Here is an 18,498-nt window from a genome sequence, read left to right as displayed (position 1 = left end):
TCAGTTTTAGAATGATACATTCAGGTTAATACCATAAGAACGCAGTGATGGTAATGCACCACCTTCAATCCCCTGTATATTGGAAGAGGAGTTGAGAATGTTCGAAGGGTCTACGTTTGGAGCATTGGATTTGATCAGCCAGAGGTTACGTCCGTAGAGAGACAGTCTTGCTGTCTGTGCGCCTACTTTTTTGAACCAGCTTTCCGGCAGATTATAACCCAGTTTTACTTCACGCAGATAGATGTAGCTCGCATCATACAGATTCGCTTTACTCAGGTTTCTACCTTCGTTATTCTGGAAGTAGGTTGCTGCATCCAGTACGACATCATTAGGTTTGCCGTCTTCAGTTACGCCTTCCGCAATGATACCTTTTTCTCTTACACCATTGGCAGCAGTGATATCCAGCAAACCGGAACCTTTACCATACATGTTGGTGTAGGAGAAGAAATCGCCTCCGTGCTGGAAGTCAACCAGTGCAGACAGATAGATACCTTTATAGGTAAAGCTGTTGGTTACACCACCTACGAAATCAGGATATGCGTTACCGATCGGAACAGGATTGTCGGTGATCTTATACAGACCATCAGGTCCTACGATCTTACGTCCCTGTGCATCGTATACATAATCAGTTCCGAGCAGGGTACCCATTGGTTTACCTACATAAGCGGCTACAGATACTTTTGTTGTTCTGCGGTCAGTACCGATCAGCAATACAGGCAGTGAGCTGTTGTACTGGTCAATATTCAGATCCAGCAGCTTATTACGGTTACGTGCAATGTTGGCATTGATATCCCAGCGGAAACCATTTTTCAGACGGATCGGATTCAGGTTCAGTCCTATTTCCACACCACGGTTCTGTACGGAACCACCATTTACGATCGTGCTGGTGAAGCCGCTTGCAGAAGAGATCGGCAATGGAATGATCTGGTCTTTGGTGATCCTGTCGTAGTAAGTAACATCCAGTCCGATATGATCATCCAGGAATTTCAGGGAGATACCTGTTTCGTATTCTCTCGTACGTTCTGGTTTCAGTGTCTTGTTATATTTAACGGAAGTCAGCTGTGTAGCAGGGAAGTTACCAAATGGAGGAATGAACTGATAAGTATCATAGATCTGATATGGATCAGTATCACTACCTACCTGTGAAATGCTTCCACGCAGTTTACCGAAGCTCAGCCATTTCCAGTCTTTCAGCAGATCAGAGAACACGAAGGAAGCAGATGCTGATGGGTAGAAATATGGATTGTTTTCACTGGCAAGCGCAGAGCTCCAGTCAGCACGTCCGGTCAGTTCCAGGAACAAATAGTTTTTATAACCCAGTGATGCAGTTGCGAAACCGGAGTTGATCTGTTTTTCGAAGAACTCATCAATAGGCTGTGCTGTTTGCAATGAGTTATTCAGGTTGTATACACCCGGAATGATCAGACCGCCTACAGTGCTACCACCGGTAGTGGTCCATTTACGGTGCATGATATTACCACCGATCAACGCATTCAGTTTAAAGTCTTTACTAAGTTCTTTATTGATATTAGCTGTTAACTGATAGTTCATCTCTCTGGAGGTACGTACTCTTTTGATATAACCACCGATCAGATAATCTTTCGCAGATCTTTCTTCTTCCAGCGTATTATAGTCGTCCATGAATACACGGCCACTGATGGTCAGCCATTTTGATACATCCCAGTCGAGACCTGCATTACCAAATAAACGGTTGCGGCTATCGGTTTCATAGTCCATGTAACGATTCCAGTATGGACCATTGCTGGATGCTACAGCAGGATCATCCCATGACTTACGGTTCCAGGTGATCTGTGATCCGTCATCATACTGATATTTTTTCTGACGCTCCATATCCAGCTGACGCTGTCCGTACATAGTGAACTGCAATGTTGGGTTAGGACCGGTGAAACCAGTACCCGGACGTGCATTTGCTTTGGTCGCACTATAGTTGATGGATGCCACACCTTTCAATCCTTTCGCTACATCATATCCTCCGTTAAATGAGAAGTTATTACGACGCATTTCTGCATTTGGCAGAATAAAGTTCTGCGTCATATTGCCATAGGATAATCTGAAGTAACCTTTATCATTGTTACCCGCCATGGCAATATTATTGGTGAGCGTGAACCCCGTTCTGTAGAAATCCCTCACATTATTTGGATTCGCTGACCATGGAGCTGTCTTACCAAAGTCAGGATTACCTTTATTCTTATCCCATGACCAGTAGTGACGTACCTGACGGCCATCTAATTTTGGTCCCCACGACGCATCATCATAATATCTTACCAGCAGGTCATAACGGCCGAGGCCATTATTATCATCGTATGTTGCTGCGCCTTCATTCAGGAAGCCTTCCGGATGCTGGTTGTAATAGAGTGTATCAAATTTACCACCGGTACCACCACCATATTCATTCTGGTATTTAGGCAGTACATATACTTTATCAACCTGTGCATTGATGCTGTATGTAACACCGATACCACCGGAAGTTTCAGGACGTTTTTTCGTAGTGATCAGCATCACACCGTTAGCACCGCGGCTACCGTACAGAGCTGTTGCAGCAGCACCTTTCAACACAGAGATGTTGTCGATATCTTCAGGATTAATATCCTGCAGAGAGCTACCAAAATCGTAACCACCACCACCGTTGAGCTGACCGCCCTGGTTCGTGTTGTTATTGATAAATGGTGTCCCATCTACAACAACGAATGCGTTATTATCACCAAGAATAGACTTTACACCACGGATCGTGATCTTGGTGGAACCACCCATGGAACCCGTATTGCTGTTGACTTGCAGACCAGGCACTTTACCTGTCAGTGCATTCACGAAGTTGACCTCTTTCGCTTCCTGTACAGCGCTACCATTAACTTCTTCCACTGCATAACCTACAGCGCGTGTATTTTTTTGGATACCGAGTGCAGTCACTACTACTTCTTTCAATTCTTTCTTACCGGATGAGGCAGGAGCCAGACTTACTGCCAGCGGCTCCTGTGAGTCGAGTGGAATGGATTGTTCTGCGAATGTCGGTGCGGAAATTTTGATAGTATCTTTCAGAGAAGCCTTTATTGTAAATGTACCATCAGGACCTGCTGCTACGCCCTGTTTTGTACTGAGGTTAACCACCTGAGCACCTGGAACAGCTGTTCCTCCGGCCTCTTTCACTGTGCCTTTCAGACTGAACTGACCAGTTGTCTGCTTTACCGTATTAGGATCAGCAGGTAGTATTAATGCAGTATCGCTTTTGGGTTTTGTCGTCGTGTCTTTAGCAGCAGCAGTACGTGTACTGTCTGTGCGGGACGCTGATGAAGAATCCTGCTTTGGCTTGCTGGTATCTGCGTTTGGTGTGATCACGACAGGAGATGCAGTAGCCGGCGCACTGGTATCTTTTGTCTGTTTGCCCGAAGTATCTTTCGCAGCAGAGTTTGGTGTGATCACTACCGGAGAGCTGGCGGCAGGCTTTGCAGTATCCTTCATTTGTTTACCAGACGTATCTTTTGCAGATGACGAAGGTGTAATAACTACCGGACTGGTAGTGGGTTTTACAGTGGTATCCTTTTGTTGGAAGGCTGTAATTGAGGGCTGATATTTATTTATCTCAGCGCTGGTCTCGTAAAAGAAGTGGTTAACGCTTGTGTTTGCCTTTGTGGGTTTTACACTACAGAAAAAGGCAAAGCACAGCCACAACCAGTTGAGTACATGGCTTCTCATCTTATATAGTAAGATTTGGTTACAAATTTTTTTGAAGCAGGGGCAGCTGCTTCTATCTATATTGCTATGATAACTTCAATATCTTCTCTGTTAACTATAATACAACGCAATCGCCTTTCACAATGAGCCTGCAGCTGATTTATTTCTGTCATGTAAAGAAAATAGCGCTCATTCACCTCATCAGTTGGCAGTCCATACCTATGCCTGCATTGCGTAGGTATAGCCATCTGGCGTCAGTTGTACATTTCGTTTTTATTCTAGCTTGGATGAAATAGTGGATGCAACAGCCATTCATCAATTGTCCCTTCCCTGTATTATATGGCACGACATGCCAGGGCATGGTCTTTCCGCTACAAGAGCAATCCCTTCTATTGCGCTGTATATCAAACACCTTGCCAATGGCATACTCTAAAAAGACTGGCTGGTACTGAGTATTGCTAGTTAAAGTAATCTGCGATAAGCTTATCTACTGATTTAATGGTGAGCATTTCATCTTTGATCGTGAGTGCGTTGGGGTGTGTGTCAGTACATATCACTCTCTTGATAATACCGCTTTGTTTGATCTTATTAAAGCCATTTCCGGCAAAAATTCCGTGTGTAGTGATAACGGCTATTTCTGAAGCACCTGCCTGTAAATAGGCTTCTGCTGCGTTTATAAGCGATCCTCCTGTACGGATCATGTCATCATAGATGATCACCAGTTTATCCTGTACATCGGCACTGATCGCAGTGATATGTGTTTCTTCTCCGGAGAGACGTTTTTTAAATACAAATGCTGCTGATACATGCAGATCATTAGCCAGTGACTCTACCCATTTTGCACGGCCGGCATCTGTACTGGCCAGCACAAAAGGTCTGTCGCCTGCTATTTCAAGTGCAGCTTCTTTCACCAGGTCTTTCCCGTAAAGATGTACAGGACGTATACTATTCTCAAAGTAGTAAGTAATGCCATCCACATGGAGGTCCAGCATCAGTATTTTATTCCCCGATGTGGTGGGCGGCAACGTGGAAAACAGGATCGCTCTGGTCTTTGCCTTCACAATCTCTCCCGATTTTACCGCTCTTTCCATCGTGGAATAACCGAAAAACGGAATGACTATATTGACCGCACATGCGCCTTCCTGGATACAGCCATGAGCAATATCAAAAAGTTCTAATGTTTCCTTATCATCGATCGTACCTCCCAGCAATATCACTTCTTTATTGGTGACATTGGAATTGATACGATGATAATGTTCCCCATCAGGAAAATCCCGGATATCCAATTTTCCTTCTTCCCATTCCGGAACAAGCGTCAATAATCTGTCTTTCAGATACTGATAACGTTGAGTTGCAAACAAGATCCTGTGAGGCATAGTCTTTGAAATAAGGATTAAAGATAATAATATAGTTTTTATATACAGATTATCAGCGCATTTGATTCAGAATTTATTGTCAATTCATAAGGAAGAGACCGTTTATTAGAAATAAAAGTCCTAAGTTTATTGCTTGTTCCTATAACTGTAGGACTGTAGTCTGTCGAACGAGAACTATTTTTTAACTTTTCATTTGCGCTGGGAAAATTAATTTTGAGCGATGCCTAGACGATTTATACAACTTTCCGGTAGCATCGGAGCACTGTTTTTGTACCTGTTATTCTTTCTGCAGCATGCCAGCGCGCAGGTAAGGGTATCGGGTATGGTAGCCGAAGCCGATAGCAGAGCAGGCGTACCGGGAGTTACCATTCTCAATAAAACTTCACGTTCGGGCGTTGTCAGCAACGAAAGTGGCCGTTTTGCCATAGATGCAATGCCAGGTGATACCCTGGAATTCTCCATGTTGGGTTACTACAAAAAGAATATCGACGTTCCCACTACTTCAATGTTTATTAATGTCTATCTGACCCGCCAGGTGATCGGACTGACTGAACATAAAGTAATTGGACAGGACCATAAAAAGGATTCACTCGCCACACGTGAGGAGTATGGTAAATACTTCAATTATCATAAACCAGGTGCAGTAGATATACTTAAAACCCTGCCATCCAACCCGATCACAGCCCTGACTTATCTTGTGCCCAGTAAGACGCGTAAGCGTAAAGAACACTTCCAGGAGCAGCTGGTATACTGGGAAAAAGAGAAATATATCGACGACAGATATAGTCCTGAACTGGTAGAAAGGATGACGAAGCTGAGCGGGGATGAACTGGATACCTTTATGCTGCGTTACAGACCCGGTTATCAGTTCTTAAAGGAGGCCACTGATTATGACCTGATGTTGTTTATTAAAGAAAATTTCAGGCACTATCAGCTGGATAAAGCGACTCCTCCGGCAGCGAAGAAACCTGACGAAGAATAGCAATAAAATATTCAATAAATAGAAAGAGGCTGTCCTCCATATGGCGGGCAGCCTCTTCTTCGTTTATAAGTGTTACGCATCCACTTTCTTTATTTCACCAGCATACCGTTTAATCTCAGTAGCTGTGTTTCCGCCAGTTTGATATTATAGCGTGCATTGATCAGGCGGTTGTAGGCATCTTCTAAACTCTGCTGTGCTTCTTTCATTTCTATCACAGTGCTTACCCCTTGTCTGAATCGTTCCATGGCTACCATCACGTTTTCTCTGGCTAATCCGAGATTCTCATCTTCCAGCGTTACGGCTGTTTTATAGTATTCATAATCCTTAAATGCGCTGATCAGGGAAAGGTCAACCAGCGTACGGGTGTTATCCAGTGCCAGCTGCTGATAATTCACATTCAGTTTCGCAGCACTTACCTGTCTTCTTACATTTAATCCGTTGAAGATGGGAATCGTTGCAGAGAATCCATAGCTCACCACACCATTCTGGTTATACACCGGACTGAATGAGTTGGTGGCTGCGTTGGAATTAACACGGGAGTAGTTGTATGCAGAGTTGAAGTTGATAACAGGGAAATAATCTCCTTTACTTTCCTTCAGTTGCAGCTGCGATACGGTCAGATTCTGTTGTGCTACCTTGATCCCGGTATTTTTCTCCAGTGCCTGTTGTCTCAGTCCTCCATAGGAAAGATCCATATTCAGCGGAATCGTATCCATCACATCATATTGCGTATTGCCTGCTTCAAGGGCCATCAGCTGATTCAGGGTGGCTTTGCTTTGTTCGATCAGGGTTTGCTGACGCAGATAGGATGCCTTGAGCGCATTGTAGTCTACCTTGGACTGTAACCAGTCCGTTTTAGGTCCCAGACCGGTCTGGAACTTGGCATCTGACAGTTTCACTCTTTCTTCTGATATAGATAATTGTTCTGAGAGATTACGCAGCTGTTGTTTCTGTTGTACAACATTGTAATAACCGGCAATGACATTAGCAACCGTATTGATCACCTGGTCTTTTACTGCCAGTTCACCGAGATCGCGCAGCGACTCAAGTTTTTGTCTGGTAGCAAACATTTTCAGACCATCGAACAGGGTCCATGCAAGACTCACGTTTGCACTAAGCGTACTGGCGCGGATACCGGAAGTATCACGTTTGGAGCCATTGGCGAATTCCTGTTTGGTTTGCGTAGCATTCCATACTTTATTGGCGGTTCCGTTCACACGTGGTGCAAAAGCGAGATTAGCATACGCATAATCATTCGCCGTGATAGCTGCATCATTTTTTGCGAGACGGATATCATAGTTGTTCTTCAATGCGACGTCGATTGCCTGTTCCGGCGTCAGTATCTGCTGAGCATGTGCAGCAGAACAAAGCAGCAAAGAGAGATATAAAAGTGTTCGTTTCATGTAGTTGCTGATAATTTATGCGTGCACAGAGGCTGTCTCCTCTTCTTCTTCTTCACTTTTTCTTTCTGTCGCAGGTTTTCTTCTGGACAGGAAAGTATACATCGCCGGAATTACGAATAAGGTAAGGATCAGTGAGAATACGATACCACCTACGATCACGATACCCAGCGGGATACGGCTGGTAGCCGCAGCACCCAGTGACATGGCGATCGGTAATGCACCGAGGGCCATGGCAAGACTGGTCATGAGGATAGGACGCAGACGCATAGCAGATGCTTCTACAGCTGCTTTCGCCTTGGACATACCTTCATCTCGTTTGTGGTTGGCAAATTCCACGATCAGGATACCATTCTTCGTAACAAGCCCTATCAGCATAATTACACCGATCTGGGAGAAGATGTTCCAGGTCTGGCCAAATATCCACAACGACAGCAATGCACCTGCAAACGCCAGCGGTACCGTCAGCATGATGATAAACGGATCGACCCAGCTTTCAAACTGTGCGGCCAGTACAAGATAGATCAGTACCAGTGCAAGTATCAGTGCAAACATCGTGTTGGAACCACTTTCTGCATAGTCACGGGATGAACCGGCCAGTGCAGAGACGTAGTTGTCATTCAGTACGCCCTGCTTCTTCAGTTTATCATATATTCCGTACATCGCATTGATACCATCTCCGATTGTTTTACCAGGCGCAAGACTCGCAGAAACGGTAGCGGATTTATAACGGTTGAAGTGATAGATGATCGGCGGACTGGTTTCCTCATCGATCGTTACCACGTTGTCGAGCTGAATAGCTTCTCCACGGCTGTTACGCACATAGATGTTCTGCAGGTCAGTTGGTTTATCACGCGCTCCGCGGAATACCTGTCCCATTACCTGGTATTGCTTACCATTACGGATGAAATAGCCGTAACGCAGGTTACTTAGTGCAAGCTGTAAGGTTTGTGAAATATCATCAACAGATACACCCAGTTCACTTGCTTTCGCACGGTTGATCTGAATACGGAGTTCTGGTTTGTTGAATTTCAGGTCCACGTCAATTGCAGCAAACGTCGGGTTGTTATTGGCTTCTTCCAGGAACTTCGGCAGTACAGAGGAAAGACTGTCAAAGTTGATATGCTGTAATACAAATGACACCGGCAGACCACCGCGACGGCCTACCTGGATGGTCTGTTGTTCGATCGCAAACACTTTACCTTCCGGGAAGCGGAACATATTTTTGTTCACCATATTCACGATCTCCTTCTGCGAACGTTGACGCTCGTTTGGTTCGGTGAGTACGACGTTGGCAAAACCAGAGTTGACTGAGTTACCGCCAAAGCCGGGAGAGGTCACAGAAATGAGGATCTTCTTCTCAGGGATGGAGTCTACCATGAACTGTGTGAGACGGTTCATATAGAGTTCCATATAATCATAAGACGTTCCTTCCGGTGCACTGATAGACAGACGGAACTGGCTACGGTCTTCAATTGGCGCCAGTTCTGACTGGAGATTTTTGAAGATGAACCAGATCATCGCGAGACACGCCAATACGATCAGCGTTGCCATCCAGCGGATCTTCATAAATGCTTCCAGTGCACGTTCATAGCCAGATTCCATTCCGGTGAAGAATGGTTCGGTCTTTTCATAGAACCAGGAGTGTTTATGTGTTTTACGACCCAGTTTGACGTTCAGTACTGGTGTAAGTGTCAGTGATACGAAGGCAGAGATCAATACAGCACCTGCTACCACGATACCGAATTCCCGGAACAATCGTCCTACGAAACCCTGTAGGAATACGATGGGAAGGAATACGAACGCGAGTGTGATAGAGGTGGCGATTACCGCAAAGAAGATCTCTTCAGAACCTTCTTTTGCCGCTTTCATACGCGGCATACCGGCCTCGATCTTTTTGTAGATATTTTCCGTGACCACGATACCATCATCCACCACCAGACCGGTAGCGAGTACGATCGCCAGCAGGGTGAGGATATTGATGGTAAATCCGCAGACGTACATAATGAAGAATGCAGCAATGAGTGACACAGGGATATCCACCAATGGACGGAAGGCCATGAGCCAGTCACGGAAGAAGAGATAGATGATGATGATCACAAGACCGAGTGCGACGATCAGTGTTTCTTCCACTTCCTCGATGGACTTGCGGATAAACTTGGTATTGTCGATCGCAATATCGGTGGTGATATCATCCGGAAGATCTTTCTTTAACTGTTCGTAACGTTTATAGAATTCGTCTGTGATTGCTACGTAGTTGGAACCTGGCTGTGGCGTGAGCGCTAATGCGATCATCGGTACGTTGGATTCCTTCAGGATAGTTTCTTCGTTTTCCGGTCCGAGTATCGCCTGACCGATATCACGGAAATGGATCACATTGCCGTTTTCATTTTTGATGATCAGGTTATCGAAATCTTCTTCTGTATTCAGACGGCCAAAGGTACGCACGGTCAGTTCCGTTGCGTTACCGGCGATCTTACCGGAAGGCAGTTCCACGTTCTCACGGGAGAGGGCGGACTGTACATCGCTTGGTGTCAGACTGTAGGCCGAGAGACGCGCAGGGTCCATCCACAGACGCATGGCAAATTTCTTTTCACCAAGGATACGGATGGAGCTGACACCAGGAATGGTCTGCAATCTTTCGAGCAATACGTTGTTGGCGTATTCGGTTACCTCGAGCTGGTTACGGATGTTACTCTGTACTGTCATGGACAGGATATAATCAGAGTTGGCATCTTCTTTAGATACAACAGGAGGCGCGTCGATATCAGGCGGCAAACTACGGAGTGCCTGAGATACTTTGTCACGTACGTCGTTAGCCGCAGCTTCGAGGTCAATACCCAGTTCAAATTCAACTGTGATATTACTGGAACCCTGACTACTGCTGGAGGATATATTTTTGATACCCGCGATACCATTGATGGATTTCTCCAGCGGTTCGGTGATCTGGGTTTCGATAATATCGGAGTTGGCGCCGGCGTAGGAAGTACGCACGTTCACGATAGGCGGGTCAATAGCGGGGAAGTCCCTTACCCCCAGGAAATTGAATCCCACCAGGCCGAATATCACGATAATGATATTCATCACGATAGCAAATACGGGACGTTTAAGAGAGAGTGAAGGAAGGCTCATAATCTATAGCTTTAATTGTCCGGGCCTATTTAACGTCATTGTATTTAAGTACCAGTCCTGGTTTGATCTGCATAATGCCGCTGGTGATCACGGTGTCACCTACGTTGAGTCCGCTGGTGATCTGTACATTGTCTGCATTGCGGATCCCTGTCTCTACTATTACAAATTTCGCTTTTCCGCTGTCAGCGATCGCTACTTTTTTATCACGCGTACCAGGTATTACGGCCTGAGTAGGGATCATGATAGCGTCGGGCATATTTTTCAGGGAGATGAGTACACGTGCAAAAGCGCCTGGCAGCAATTTACCGGCGTTAGGAACGAGCGCTCTGATCTTGATCGTACGGGTAGACAGATCGATTTTCGGGTCGATTGCATAGATGTTGCCCTTATACGTTTGGTTATCGCCGGCTACCTTGAAATCTACCACATCACCCTGGCTGATAGCTGTACGGTACTTTTCCGGTACGGAGAAGTCTACCTTCAGAGGATCTATCTGCTGGAGGCTGGTAATAACAGTCGTAGGCGTAACGATGGCGCCGAGGCTGACATTCCTGAGACCGAGGCGGCCGGAGAATGGTGCACGGAGTTCAGTTTTCTGCAGCTGAGTACGGGTATATTCCATATCGGCGCCATAAGCGCTGACCTGGTTACGGGTAACGTCTACATCCTGGCGGCTGATACCATTTATTTTAAGGAGATTTTCCTGTCTTTCGAGCGTGGTTTTAGCCAGTTCGCGTTGTAATTCCAGCTTTTGGAGCTGGGCTTTCAGGTCTTCGTCATAAATTTTCACCAGCAGGGCGCCTTTGGCTACCTGGGTACCTTCTTTAAAGAAGAGGCCTGTAACACGACCGGTAATTTCTGCCTGCACCTGAACTTCTTCATTACTTTGCAGGGTTCCGCTCGCTTCGATTGTTTCGTTCAGAGAGCTGGTTTTTACCACATAGTAGTCTACGAGGAGGTTTTTTGGACCTCCGCCACCTTTCGCATTTGATTTTTCAGGAGCATTTTCCCCTTTTTCCCCTGGAGCATTCACTCTGTTAATGATAAAACCGACAATGACAGCAGCCACTATCAGGAATAAAACAGTTGTCAGGATCTTCTTATTGCCAGCCATGAGCTTGTATTAGTTTAATATAGAGGGATAAATCCGGGCAAATTTAATAAATGCGATTGCTGCGACGATGGCCGCAGTGTTAATTAAAGTTAATTGTGTTTTATCGGTATATAGATGGCAGATTAGGCTGTTGAGTGGCAATTTGTGGATATTGTGCGATCAACTGCATATATATAGGTGTGTGTCTGTGCGACAGAGAGGGCTTTTGGGCCGGAAAAGGACTTTTGCCGGTTTAAATAATAGGGGCTTAAATCCTTAATGGTAGCTTGTTTCCGGCGTATACAACTAAAGTATAGGGCGTAAAATTTGCATGCTTTCTTGTCAATTCAATAAAAATTATATTTTTGCACTCAAGTTTTAAACCAAAAACACTTAAAATTATGTCAGACATTGCATCAAGAGTTAAAAAGATCATCATTGACAAATTGGGCGTTGACGAAGCTGAGGTAACTCCTGAAGCCAGCTTTACCAACGACCTGGGCGCTGACTCTTTGGATACGGTAGAACTGATCATGGAATTCGAAAAAGAATTCAACATCTCCATTCCTGACGAACAAGCTGAAACTATTACTACTGTTGGCCAGGCAGTTGCCTACCTGGAAGAACATGTGAAATAATCCTACTTAATCAGATTTGTTTTAATGCAACCAAGACGAGTAGTCGTTACAGGTTTAGGCGCACTTACACCGCTCGGCAATTCCATATCCGACTTCTGGAAGGGATTGACGGACGGTGTATCCGGTGCCGGCCCTATTACACATTTTGATGCTGCCAAGTTCAAGACCCGTTTTGCTTGCGAACTGAAGAACTTTGACGCTACCAATTTTCTGGACAAAAAGGATGCACGCAAGATGGATCCTTTTACGCAGACCGCTGTGATTGCTGCCGACCAGGCAGTACAGGACGCCGGGATTAACCGCAATACTGTCAATATTGACAGAGTTGGGGTGATCTGGGCTTCAGGCATTGGTGGTATGATCAATTTCTGCCAGGAAATGAAAGAATTTGGTCAGGGTGATGGAACTCCCCGTTTCAGTCCTTTCCTGATTCCCCGGTTAATCCTTGATATTGCCGCAGGGCATATCTCTATACGTCACGGCTTCAGAGGTCCTAACTTCTCAGTTGTCTCTGCCTGCGCTTCCGCAACCAATGCTATTATTGAGGCCATGCTGTATATTCAGTTTGGTAAGGCGGATGTGATGATCACCGGAGGATCAGAAAACGTTATTAACGAAGCCTGTATAGGTGGTTTTAACGCGATGAAGGCCCTGTCTGAAAGAAATGATGACCCGGCAACCGCTTCCCGCCCCTTTGATCTTGACAGAGATGGCTTTGTCATGGGGGAAGGCGCTGGTGGACTGGTGTTAGAATCCTATGAACATGCGACGGCAAGAGGAGCCAAAATTTACGCGGAATTGGCCGGAGGCGGCGCAACTGCCGATGCCTATCACCTTACAGCACCACATCCGGAAGGACTTGGCGCAATGAATGTAATGCGGTTGGCCTTAGCAGAAGCGGGAATGCAACCCCATGATATTGATTATATTAATGTGCACGGAACGTCTACACCTCTGGGTGACATTGCGGAAGTAAAAGCTATCCAACAGGTTTTCGGGGAACATGCTTACAATCTGAACATTAGTTCCACGAAATCTATGACCGGGCACCTCTTAGGCGCTGCCGGAGCAATTGAGGCCATCGCTGCTATTATGTCTATAATACATGGTATTGTACCTCCTACCATCAATCATTTCATGAAAGATCCGGAACTGGATCCCAAATTAAATTTTACCTTTAACGTCGCACAACATAGAGAAATCAACGCTGCATTAAGTAATACCTTCGGTTTTGGAGGGCATAATGCATCTGTTATTTTCAAAAAATTTGTTGCTTGATTGTGTGAAATTACTGCCAGGATTTTTATACCGATTTGTTCCTAAGAAAAGGAGCCTTTACAAGGACCTTTATAATTTGCTGGGATTTGCCCCGGGCAACTTCTCATTGTATGAAGTGGCACTAAGCCACCGTTCCAGCAAAGAGAAGTTCCTCGAAAGCAACGAGCGCCTGGAATATCTGGGCGACGCAATCCTTGGCGCCATTATAGGAGACTACCTTTTTAAAAAGTATCCCTACAAAACGGAAGGATACCTGACCGAAATGCGGTCTAAAATCGTTAACCGTCAGCAGCTCAATGATATCGCTATCAAAATGGGCCTGCGTAAACTGACCATCTACGATAAATACAACAGCTTCCTGAAAATCAGCCAGATATTCGGTAATACGCTCGAAGCCCTCGTTGGCGCCGTATACCTTGATAAAGGCTATAACAGGACCAAACAGTTTGTACACCAGCGTCTCATCGTTCCCTACATTGACCTCGAACAACTGGAAAATGTGGAAATGAACCATAAGAACAAGCTGTACGGCTGGGCGAATAAACACGGCAAGACCCTTGAGTTCGACCTGCTGGAAGAACAGATGGATAACGGCCGCCGTATCTTCACTGTGGGTGCTGTCGTAGATGGTGAGCTGATTTGCAGCGGTAAGGCTTTCAATAAGAAAGACGCCAGCCAGATAGCTGCACAACAGGCCATAGAACTACTGGGCCTCGGTGAAAAATAATCACTTATTTACTTTACCGGCTGCCGCAAAATGGTCTTCATTTTAGCGGGTGCTGTTTTACGTGGATCTGACAGATAGATCTCGTGATGCCTGCCATTATAGGCTAATCCTTCCTTTCTGATAAATTCCTCCATTATCGCTAATGTGGCCGGTTCTTCCGAGTAGGGACCCGTATGTAATACCTGTACACTCCTGCCTTCCGCCAGGGTGATCAGTGAGACCTGTTGCAGCAGAGGTAGTTGCTTTTTGACAAAGGCGGCTTTCAGCGCCTGTTGTACCACCGGGTTGATCACATAGTCAGGCATGCGGATCAGTAGTTGCCAGCACCATTCAGCGCGGGGTATATCCAGCGGATACCCCTCCTGCTCTACCCACCAGGTGCCTTCCAGTTTGCTGACCGTAAAGTCCTGCGCGGATTGTTTATAGACATTCTTTATACTGTAGGCAGCAGTATATAAAGCCTGGGTACTGTCGGCAAATACAGGGCTGTCGGGGTCGCCTTTACCTGTGATGGCCAGATAATGACCGGCAGGTACAAATATCAGTGCGGGTTGAACTTTTGCCGTATACAGTTCACGATGTACTTTGGTAAGATCTGTTTTAGACATAACGCTTGTTTTAGTTTTGCATGAATCAGCAACACGTTTATTCTTATGCGTGATAACGCATGATTGATCAGACATTGTAAACTGGTGCGCAATACCAATGATCAGCAATAACCAGTGGCACCATAGATGTGGCTTCATTCAGTAATGATTTATCGTTACTGATACAAAGTAATAATGGGGAAGTGACAGCCTTATGTCAGGAGAGACTACAGATAATGTGTTTTTATTTCCAGGGCGAGCTCCTGCATCTTTTCAGTCAGGGCTACAGGGGTAACGATCTCCGGAATGGAGCCCCATACCAGGAGCCAGCGGCCAAACCAGTCCAGGCACGGCGCCAGGAAGGTCATCTCAATACATTCATCATTGATGAGCTGTTCTTCTACCAGCCCATAATAGTATTTCTGATCGCCCATACGGCGGGCATGTATTTTAGGGAAGCGTATTTTGACCATGTGCGCCTGTGCTTCATGGTCTCCATACCTGTCCATATATTCCTTGAGTGTAATATGACGTTGCCTGTCATAGTTGTCGGAAGAGACCCCTACATTTTTTATACGGTCCATACGGAAGTCACGGTATCCATGACGCAGCCGGCACCAGGCAATCAGGTGCCAGTATCCGTTCATGAAGATGATACCGATCGGTTCCACCTCCCTTTTGGTATGGGTTTCATTGTGCAGGGCGAAGTAGTCCAGCTGCAGAATGAGCTGTTTACCCAGAGAATGCTGTATGTCTGACAGGAAGCGGTTAGGAAACTCCTCTCCTACCGGCGGACGCCGGCTGACCACTGCGATATTGTCTTCCAGCGATTCCAGGAAGTCTTTTTCGCTACCTCTCAGTACAGCTTTGATCTTCTGCATGGCATTGCTGAATTCCTTTCTGTTGGAATGGTCGCTCAGGTTGGCCATGAGTTTTTCTCCCGTGAGCAGAGCAGCAGCCTCTTCCCTGCTGAACATGACAGGAGGCAGGTGATAGCCTTCTACCAGATAATAACCGGTACCCGCTTCCGCGCCGACAGGTACGCCTGCTTCCTGCAGGGCCCTGACGTCCCGGTATACAGTACGAAGGCTGATGTCAAAGCGTTCGGCTATTTCTGCTGCCTTCACAATTTTCTTGCCCTGTAGCTGAATGAGAATGGCGGAAAGACGGTCTATCCTGTTCATATCAGCAGCAAGTTAGAATAAAATTGAAAAAATTTTCCGCAGCGATTAAACTTCGGTTATAATAAGGAGTCTTAGATAAAGTAAATATTTGAGGGCAGCACTTTTAGCGATAGATAATTGTAGTGAAGACAGCGCAATCTAAAATGTTAGCGCCCTGGAAAATATTTGAAAATTTGATGCTACAGTACAGAATATAGGTTAAATGGTAAGCCCCTGCAATTTCTTGCGGGGGCCTTTTTTTTGCCCTTCCCATGACCTCGTTTTCATCAGAAATAATTTGGAATCATTAACTTATGATTAACAGATGGCGGATAGAATCCGCCTATTTTTGGTACAGCAAAATTCAAATGAGTTTTTTTAATGGTTAATTTGGGGAGGGCCTGATTTTTATCAGGCCCCTTTTTTATTTTGTTTACTGTATCATTTTATTTTTATAGCTTGTAGTTTATAGGCAATAGCTTTAAACGAGGTAAATTGGCGGGGTCCGAAAATATCAACCAGACAACCATAGCGGACCACGAGCTATGGACTGCTTTCAAACAGGGGAATGTACAGGCTTTCAGTGAAATGTACCGGCGTCATGCAGGTACCCTGTATAACTATGGGTATCACCTTGTACCCGATGCCGCCCTGGTGAAAGATGCTATGCAGGACTTGTTTGCAGACCTCTGGCGTACCCGCAATAATCTTTCTGATACCAGTTCCATCAAATATTATCTTTTCCGCTCACTCAGACGACGGCTGTACCGGCTGGCAGATATCAAACCAGTGCCTGTTATCAGCTCATTACAGACCGAATCTATTGAAGAACTGAAGATCCGTTCAGAAGAAGATCTGTTGCAGCAACAACGGTTGCAATACCTGATGTCGAAATTGCCCGAAAAACATCAGGAGGTGATCCGCCTCCGGTTCTATGATAATTTCAGCTGGGAAGAGATAGCCGGTATCCTTCAGATCAACGAGCAGTCCGTCCGTAACCTGGTACAACGGGCCATTGTTAAACTGCGGGAAAACTGGAAATAACACGTTCTGAAATTTTTTTTCTTAAAAGTGAGTTAAAACGACACATACCTGCCTTTATTATTACAACTACTGTCGGAAGGCACATAATGCTATGGATTATTCAGTATACGATACAGCAGATTTTGTCTGTGACGATTCTTTTGTGGCATGGGTGAAAGAAGGAAGGGAGGAGGCGCACTGGAAAGAGGTAATCGCACGGTATCCCGCACAACGGGAAGCGATGTTGCAGGCGAGGACCATAATCCTGGCAGCTGCACAGTTACCTGCCTTTGAGCTGAAAGAGAAGGAGCAGCAGCTGATGTGGGAGAATATCCGGGAAACAATGACGCCCGCAGAACAGACAGTAGTAAAGACATCACGGAGGTATTTTTTGTACTGGGCAGCAGCCCTCTTATGTATAGCCGCCGGCGCTGCCATCTGGTGGATGCGACCGGCCCCTGCTCCCGCGGCATACAGCCGCCTGTTGCAGGAAGCAAAACTGGAAGGGAAGGAAAGGATCGAAGAAATTAATGAAGAGAAACACCCGAGAACAGTAAGTCTGCCCGACGGTAGCTCTGTCATACTGCAACCCGGCGCAAGGATCAGTTATCCTGCCTGTCCGGACCATAAATGCAGCAGAGAAGTATATCTGTCGGGAGCCGCTTTTTTTGAAGTATCACGCAACACCATGCAACCTTTCATTGTGTATGCAAATGAGATGGTGATCAATGTGCTGGGGACCAGCTTCAATGTAAAAGCATATGAACAGGATAGCCTGGTAGAAGTGCACGTTAGAACAGGAAAAATAGCAGTGTCAGTGAAACCATTGGGAAACAAAGTTGTCGCCAATCTTTCTGCCAACCAGCAGGCCGTACTTACAAGAAGTACACTGGCCGTAGCGGTATTACAGACCATTCCACAGGTCAATACCCGGAAGATGGACGAAGCAACCGTTTATTCATTTGAATTCAGTGATACGCCGGTAGATAGTGTGATGACAACTATAGAGAATGCCTACGGGGTACGTATCCACTATGACGAAGTATTACTGGCTGATTGCAGGCTGACCGCCTCGCTGACCGATGAACCATTAATAGAGAAAATTCGCCTGATCTGTAAGGCGCTGGAGGCGGGATGTATCATCGAGGGAGATGAAATAACGCTGACAGCTAAAGGATGTCGCCCAAATGTTATTGAAAACTAAACCACGATTAAATGTAGTATGAACCGCAGTACTTAATGAAAAATAGCCAGCGGTATGGCCGTACCACTGGCTAGCACCAAAGTCACATCTGACTTAAACCCGCTCCACTGGGTTTGAGACAGCCATTCTATTTCCCAATATTTATTAAGGAACACAATCCAAGTTATGAAAAAAAGATTACGAATCCGTGATTTAATCTTCCACG

General features: G+C 45.7%; 13 protein-coding genes. 6 read left to right on the top strand and 7 right to left on the bottom strand.

The window, feature by feature from the left end; genetic code table 11:
• Positions 1-6: 6 nt before the first annotated feature.
• Together BMZ72_RS24740 and prs are read right to left on the bottom strand one after the other, a co-directional pair.
• Positions 7-3,711 (bottom strand): SusC/RagA family TonB-linked outer membrane protein, encoded by a 3,705-nt coding sequence (locus BMZ72_RS24740; protein ID WP_089812357.1) that lies wholly within the window; start codon positions 3,709-3,711, stop codon positions 7-9.
• 437 nt (positions 3,712-4,148) lie between these two features.
• A complete protein-coding gene (prs, locus tag BMZ72_RS24735; RefSeq protein ID WP_012788043.1) occupies positions 4,149-5,066 on the bottom strand; it encodes a ribose-phosphate diphosphokinase in 918 nt (305 codons plus the stop codon).
• 220 nt (positions 5,067-5,286) lie between these two features.
• Between prs and BMZ72_RS24730 the strand changes: the two genes are divergently transcribed.
• Complete coding sequence (locus BMZ72_RS24730) at positions 5,287-6,048, top strand: carboxypeptidase-like regulatory domain-containing protein (protein ID WP_089812356.1); 762 nt, start codon at positions 5,287-5,289, stop codon at positions 6,046-6,048.
• 89 nt (positions 6,049-6,137) lie between these two features.
• Here BMZ72_RS24730 and BMZ72_RS24725 read toward each other — a convergent pair whose 3' ends face one another.
• From BMZ72_RS24725 to BMZ72_RS24715, 3 genes are read right to left on the bottom strand one after another with little or no spacing between them, the layout of a single operon-like run.
• The gene (locus BMZ72_RS24725; RefSeq protein WP_089812355.1) at positions 6,138-7,451 is read right to left on the bottom strand and encodes a TolC family protein; all 1,314 of its coding nucleotides are present in this window, start codon (positions 7,449-7,451) and stop codon (positions 6,138-6,140) included.
• A gap of 15 nt (positions 7,452-7,466) precedes the next feature.
• Complete coding sequence (locus BMZ72_RS24720; RefSeq protein ID WP_089812354.1) at positions 7,467-10,580, bottom strand: efflux RND transporter permease subunit; 3,114 nt, start codon at positions 10,578-10,580, stop codon at positions 7,467-7,469.
• A gap of 25 nt (positions 10,581-10,605) precedes the next feature.
• Positions 10,606-11,694 carry an efflux RND transporter periplasmic adaptor subunit gene (locus BMZ72_RS24715; RefSeq protein WP_089812353.1) on the bottom strand — a complete coding sequence of 363 codons (1,089 nt, stop codon included), beginning with the start codon at positions 11,692-11,694 and terminating at the stop codon, positions 10,606-10,608.
• Positions 11,695-12,074: 380 nt separating this feature from the next.
• Here BMZ72_RS24715 and BMZ72_RS24710 point away from each other — a divergent pair, with 380 nt between their 5' ends.
• The 3 genes from BMZ72_RS24710 to rnc are packed head-to-tail and all read left to right on the top strand — an operon-like array spanning position 12,075 to position 14,316.
• Positions 12,075-12,311, top strand: a complete 237-nt coding sequence (locus BMZ72_RS24710; RefSeq protein ID WP_012788038.1) for an acyl carrier protein — start codon at positions 12,075-12,077, stop codon at positions 12,309-12,311.
• A 24-nt stretch (positions 12,312-12,335) separates the two neighbouring features.
• Complete coding sequence (fabF, locus tag BMZ72_RS24705) at positions 12,336-13,589, top strand: beta-ketoacyl-ACP synthase II (RefSeq protein WP_089812352.1); 1,254 nt, start codon at positions 12,336-12,338, stop codon at positions 13,587-13,589.
• Positions 13,590-13,593: 4 nt separating this feature from the next.
• Positions 13,594-14,316 carry a ribonuclease III gene (gene rnc / locus BMZ72_RS24700; protein WP_223233164.1) on the top strand — a complete coding sequence of 241 codons (723 nt, stop codon included), beginning with the start codon at positions 13,594-13,596 and terminating at the stop codon, positions 14,314-14,316.
• Between the two features lie 8 nt (positions 14,317-14,324).
• Here rnc and BMZ72_RS24695 read toward each other — a convergent pair whose 3' ends face one another.
• Together BMZ72_RS24695 and BMZ72_RS24690 are read right to left on the bottom strand one after the other, a co-directional pair.
• Positions 14,325-14,924 (bottom strand): GyrI-like domain-containing protein, encoded by a 600-nt coding sequence (locus BMZ72_RS24695; protein WP_089812351.1) that lies wholly within the window; start codon positions 14,922-14,924, stop codon positions 14,325-14,327.
• 206 nt (positions 14,925-15,130) lie between these two features.
• Complete coding sequence (locus BMZ72_RS24690) at positions 15,131-16,087, bottom strand: helix-turn-helix transcriptional regulator (RefSeq protein WP_089812350.1); 957 nt, start codon at positions 16,085-16,087, stop codon at positions 15,131-15,133.
• Positions 16,088-16,561: 474 nt separating this feature from the next.
• Here BMZ72_RS24690 and BMZ72_RS24685 point away from each other — a divergent pair, with 474 nt between their 5' ends.
• Both BMZ72_RS24685 and BMZ72_RS24680 read left to right on the top strand, forming a co-directional pair.
• A complete protein-coding gene (locus tag BMZ72_RS24685; RefSeq protein WP_089812349.1) occupies positions 16,562-17,110 on the top strand; it encodes an RNA polymerase sigma factor in 549 nt (182 codons plus the stop codon).
• Between the two features lie 91 nt (positions 17,111-17,201).
• On the top strand, positions 17,202-18,293 hold the full coding sequence (locus BMZ72_RS24680; protein ID WP_089812348.1) for a FecR family protein: 1,092 nt from the start codon (positions 17,202-17,204) through the stop codon (positions 18,291-18,293).
• Positions 18,294-18,498: the final 205 nt, after the last annotated feature.

The sequence above is a fragment of the Chitinophaga sp. YR627 genome, from assembly GCF_900114995.1.
In the GTDB taxonomy this organism is placed as follows: Bacteria; Bacteroidota; Bacteroidia; order Chitinophagales; family Chitinophagaceae; genus Chitinophaga.
This window is presented reverse-complemented; position numbering and strand designations above follow the sequence as displayed.

Bases quoted from the DNA above. Each gene is read 5' to 3' on its own strand.
- BMZ72_RS24740 (WP_089812357.1), bottom strand. From the start codon at position 3,711: ATGAGAAGCCATGTACTCAACTGGTTGTGGCTGTGCTTTGCCTTTTTC.
- prs (WP_012788043.1), bottom strand. From the start codon at position 5,066: ATGCCTCACAGGATCTTGTTTGCAACTCAACGTTATCAGTATCTGAAA.
- BMZ72_RS24730 (WP_089812356.1), top strand. From the start codon at position 5,287: ATGCCTAGACGATTTATACAACTTTCCGGTAGCATCGGAGCACTGTTT.
- BMZ72_RS24725 (WP_089812355.1), bottom strand. From the start codon at position 7,451: ATGAAACGAACACTTTTATATCTCTCTTTGCTGCTTTGTTCTGCTGCA.
- BMZ72_RS24720 (WP_089812354.1), bottom strand. From the start codon at position 10,580: ATGAGCCTTCCTTCACTCTCTCTTAAACGTCCCGTATTTGCTATCGTG.
- BMZ72_RS24715 (WP_089812353.1), bottom strand. From the start codon at position 11,694: ATGGCTGGCAATAAGAAGATCCTGACAACTGTTTTATTCCTGATAGTG.
- BMZ72_RS24710 (WP_012788038.1), top strand. From the start codon at position 12,075: ATGTCAGACATTGCATCAAGAGTTAAAAAGATCATCATTGACAAATTG.
- fabF (WP_089812352.1), top strand. From the start codon at position 12,336: ATGCAACCAAGACGAGTAGTCGTTACAGGTTTAGGCGCACTTACACCG.
- BMZ72_RS24695 (WP_089812351.1), bottom strand. From the start codon at position 14,924: ATGTCTAAAACAGATCTTACCAAAGTACATCGTGAACTGTATACGGCA.
- BMZ72_RS24690 (WP_089812350.1), bottom strand. From the start codon at position 16,087: ATGAACAGGATAGACCGTCTTTCCGCCATTCTCATTCAGCTACAGGGC.
- BMZ72_RS24680 (WP_089812348.1), top strand. From the start codon at position 17,202: ATGGATTATTCAGTATACGATACAGCAGATTTTGTCTGTGACGATTCT.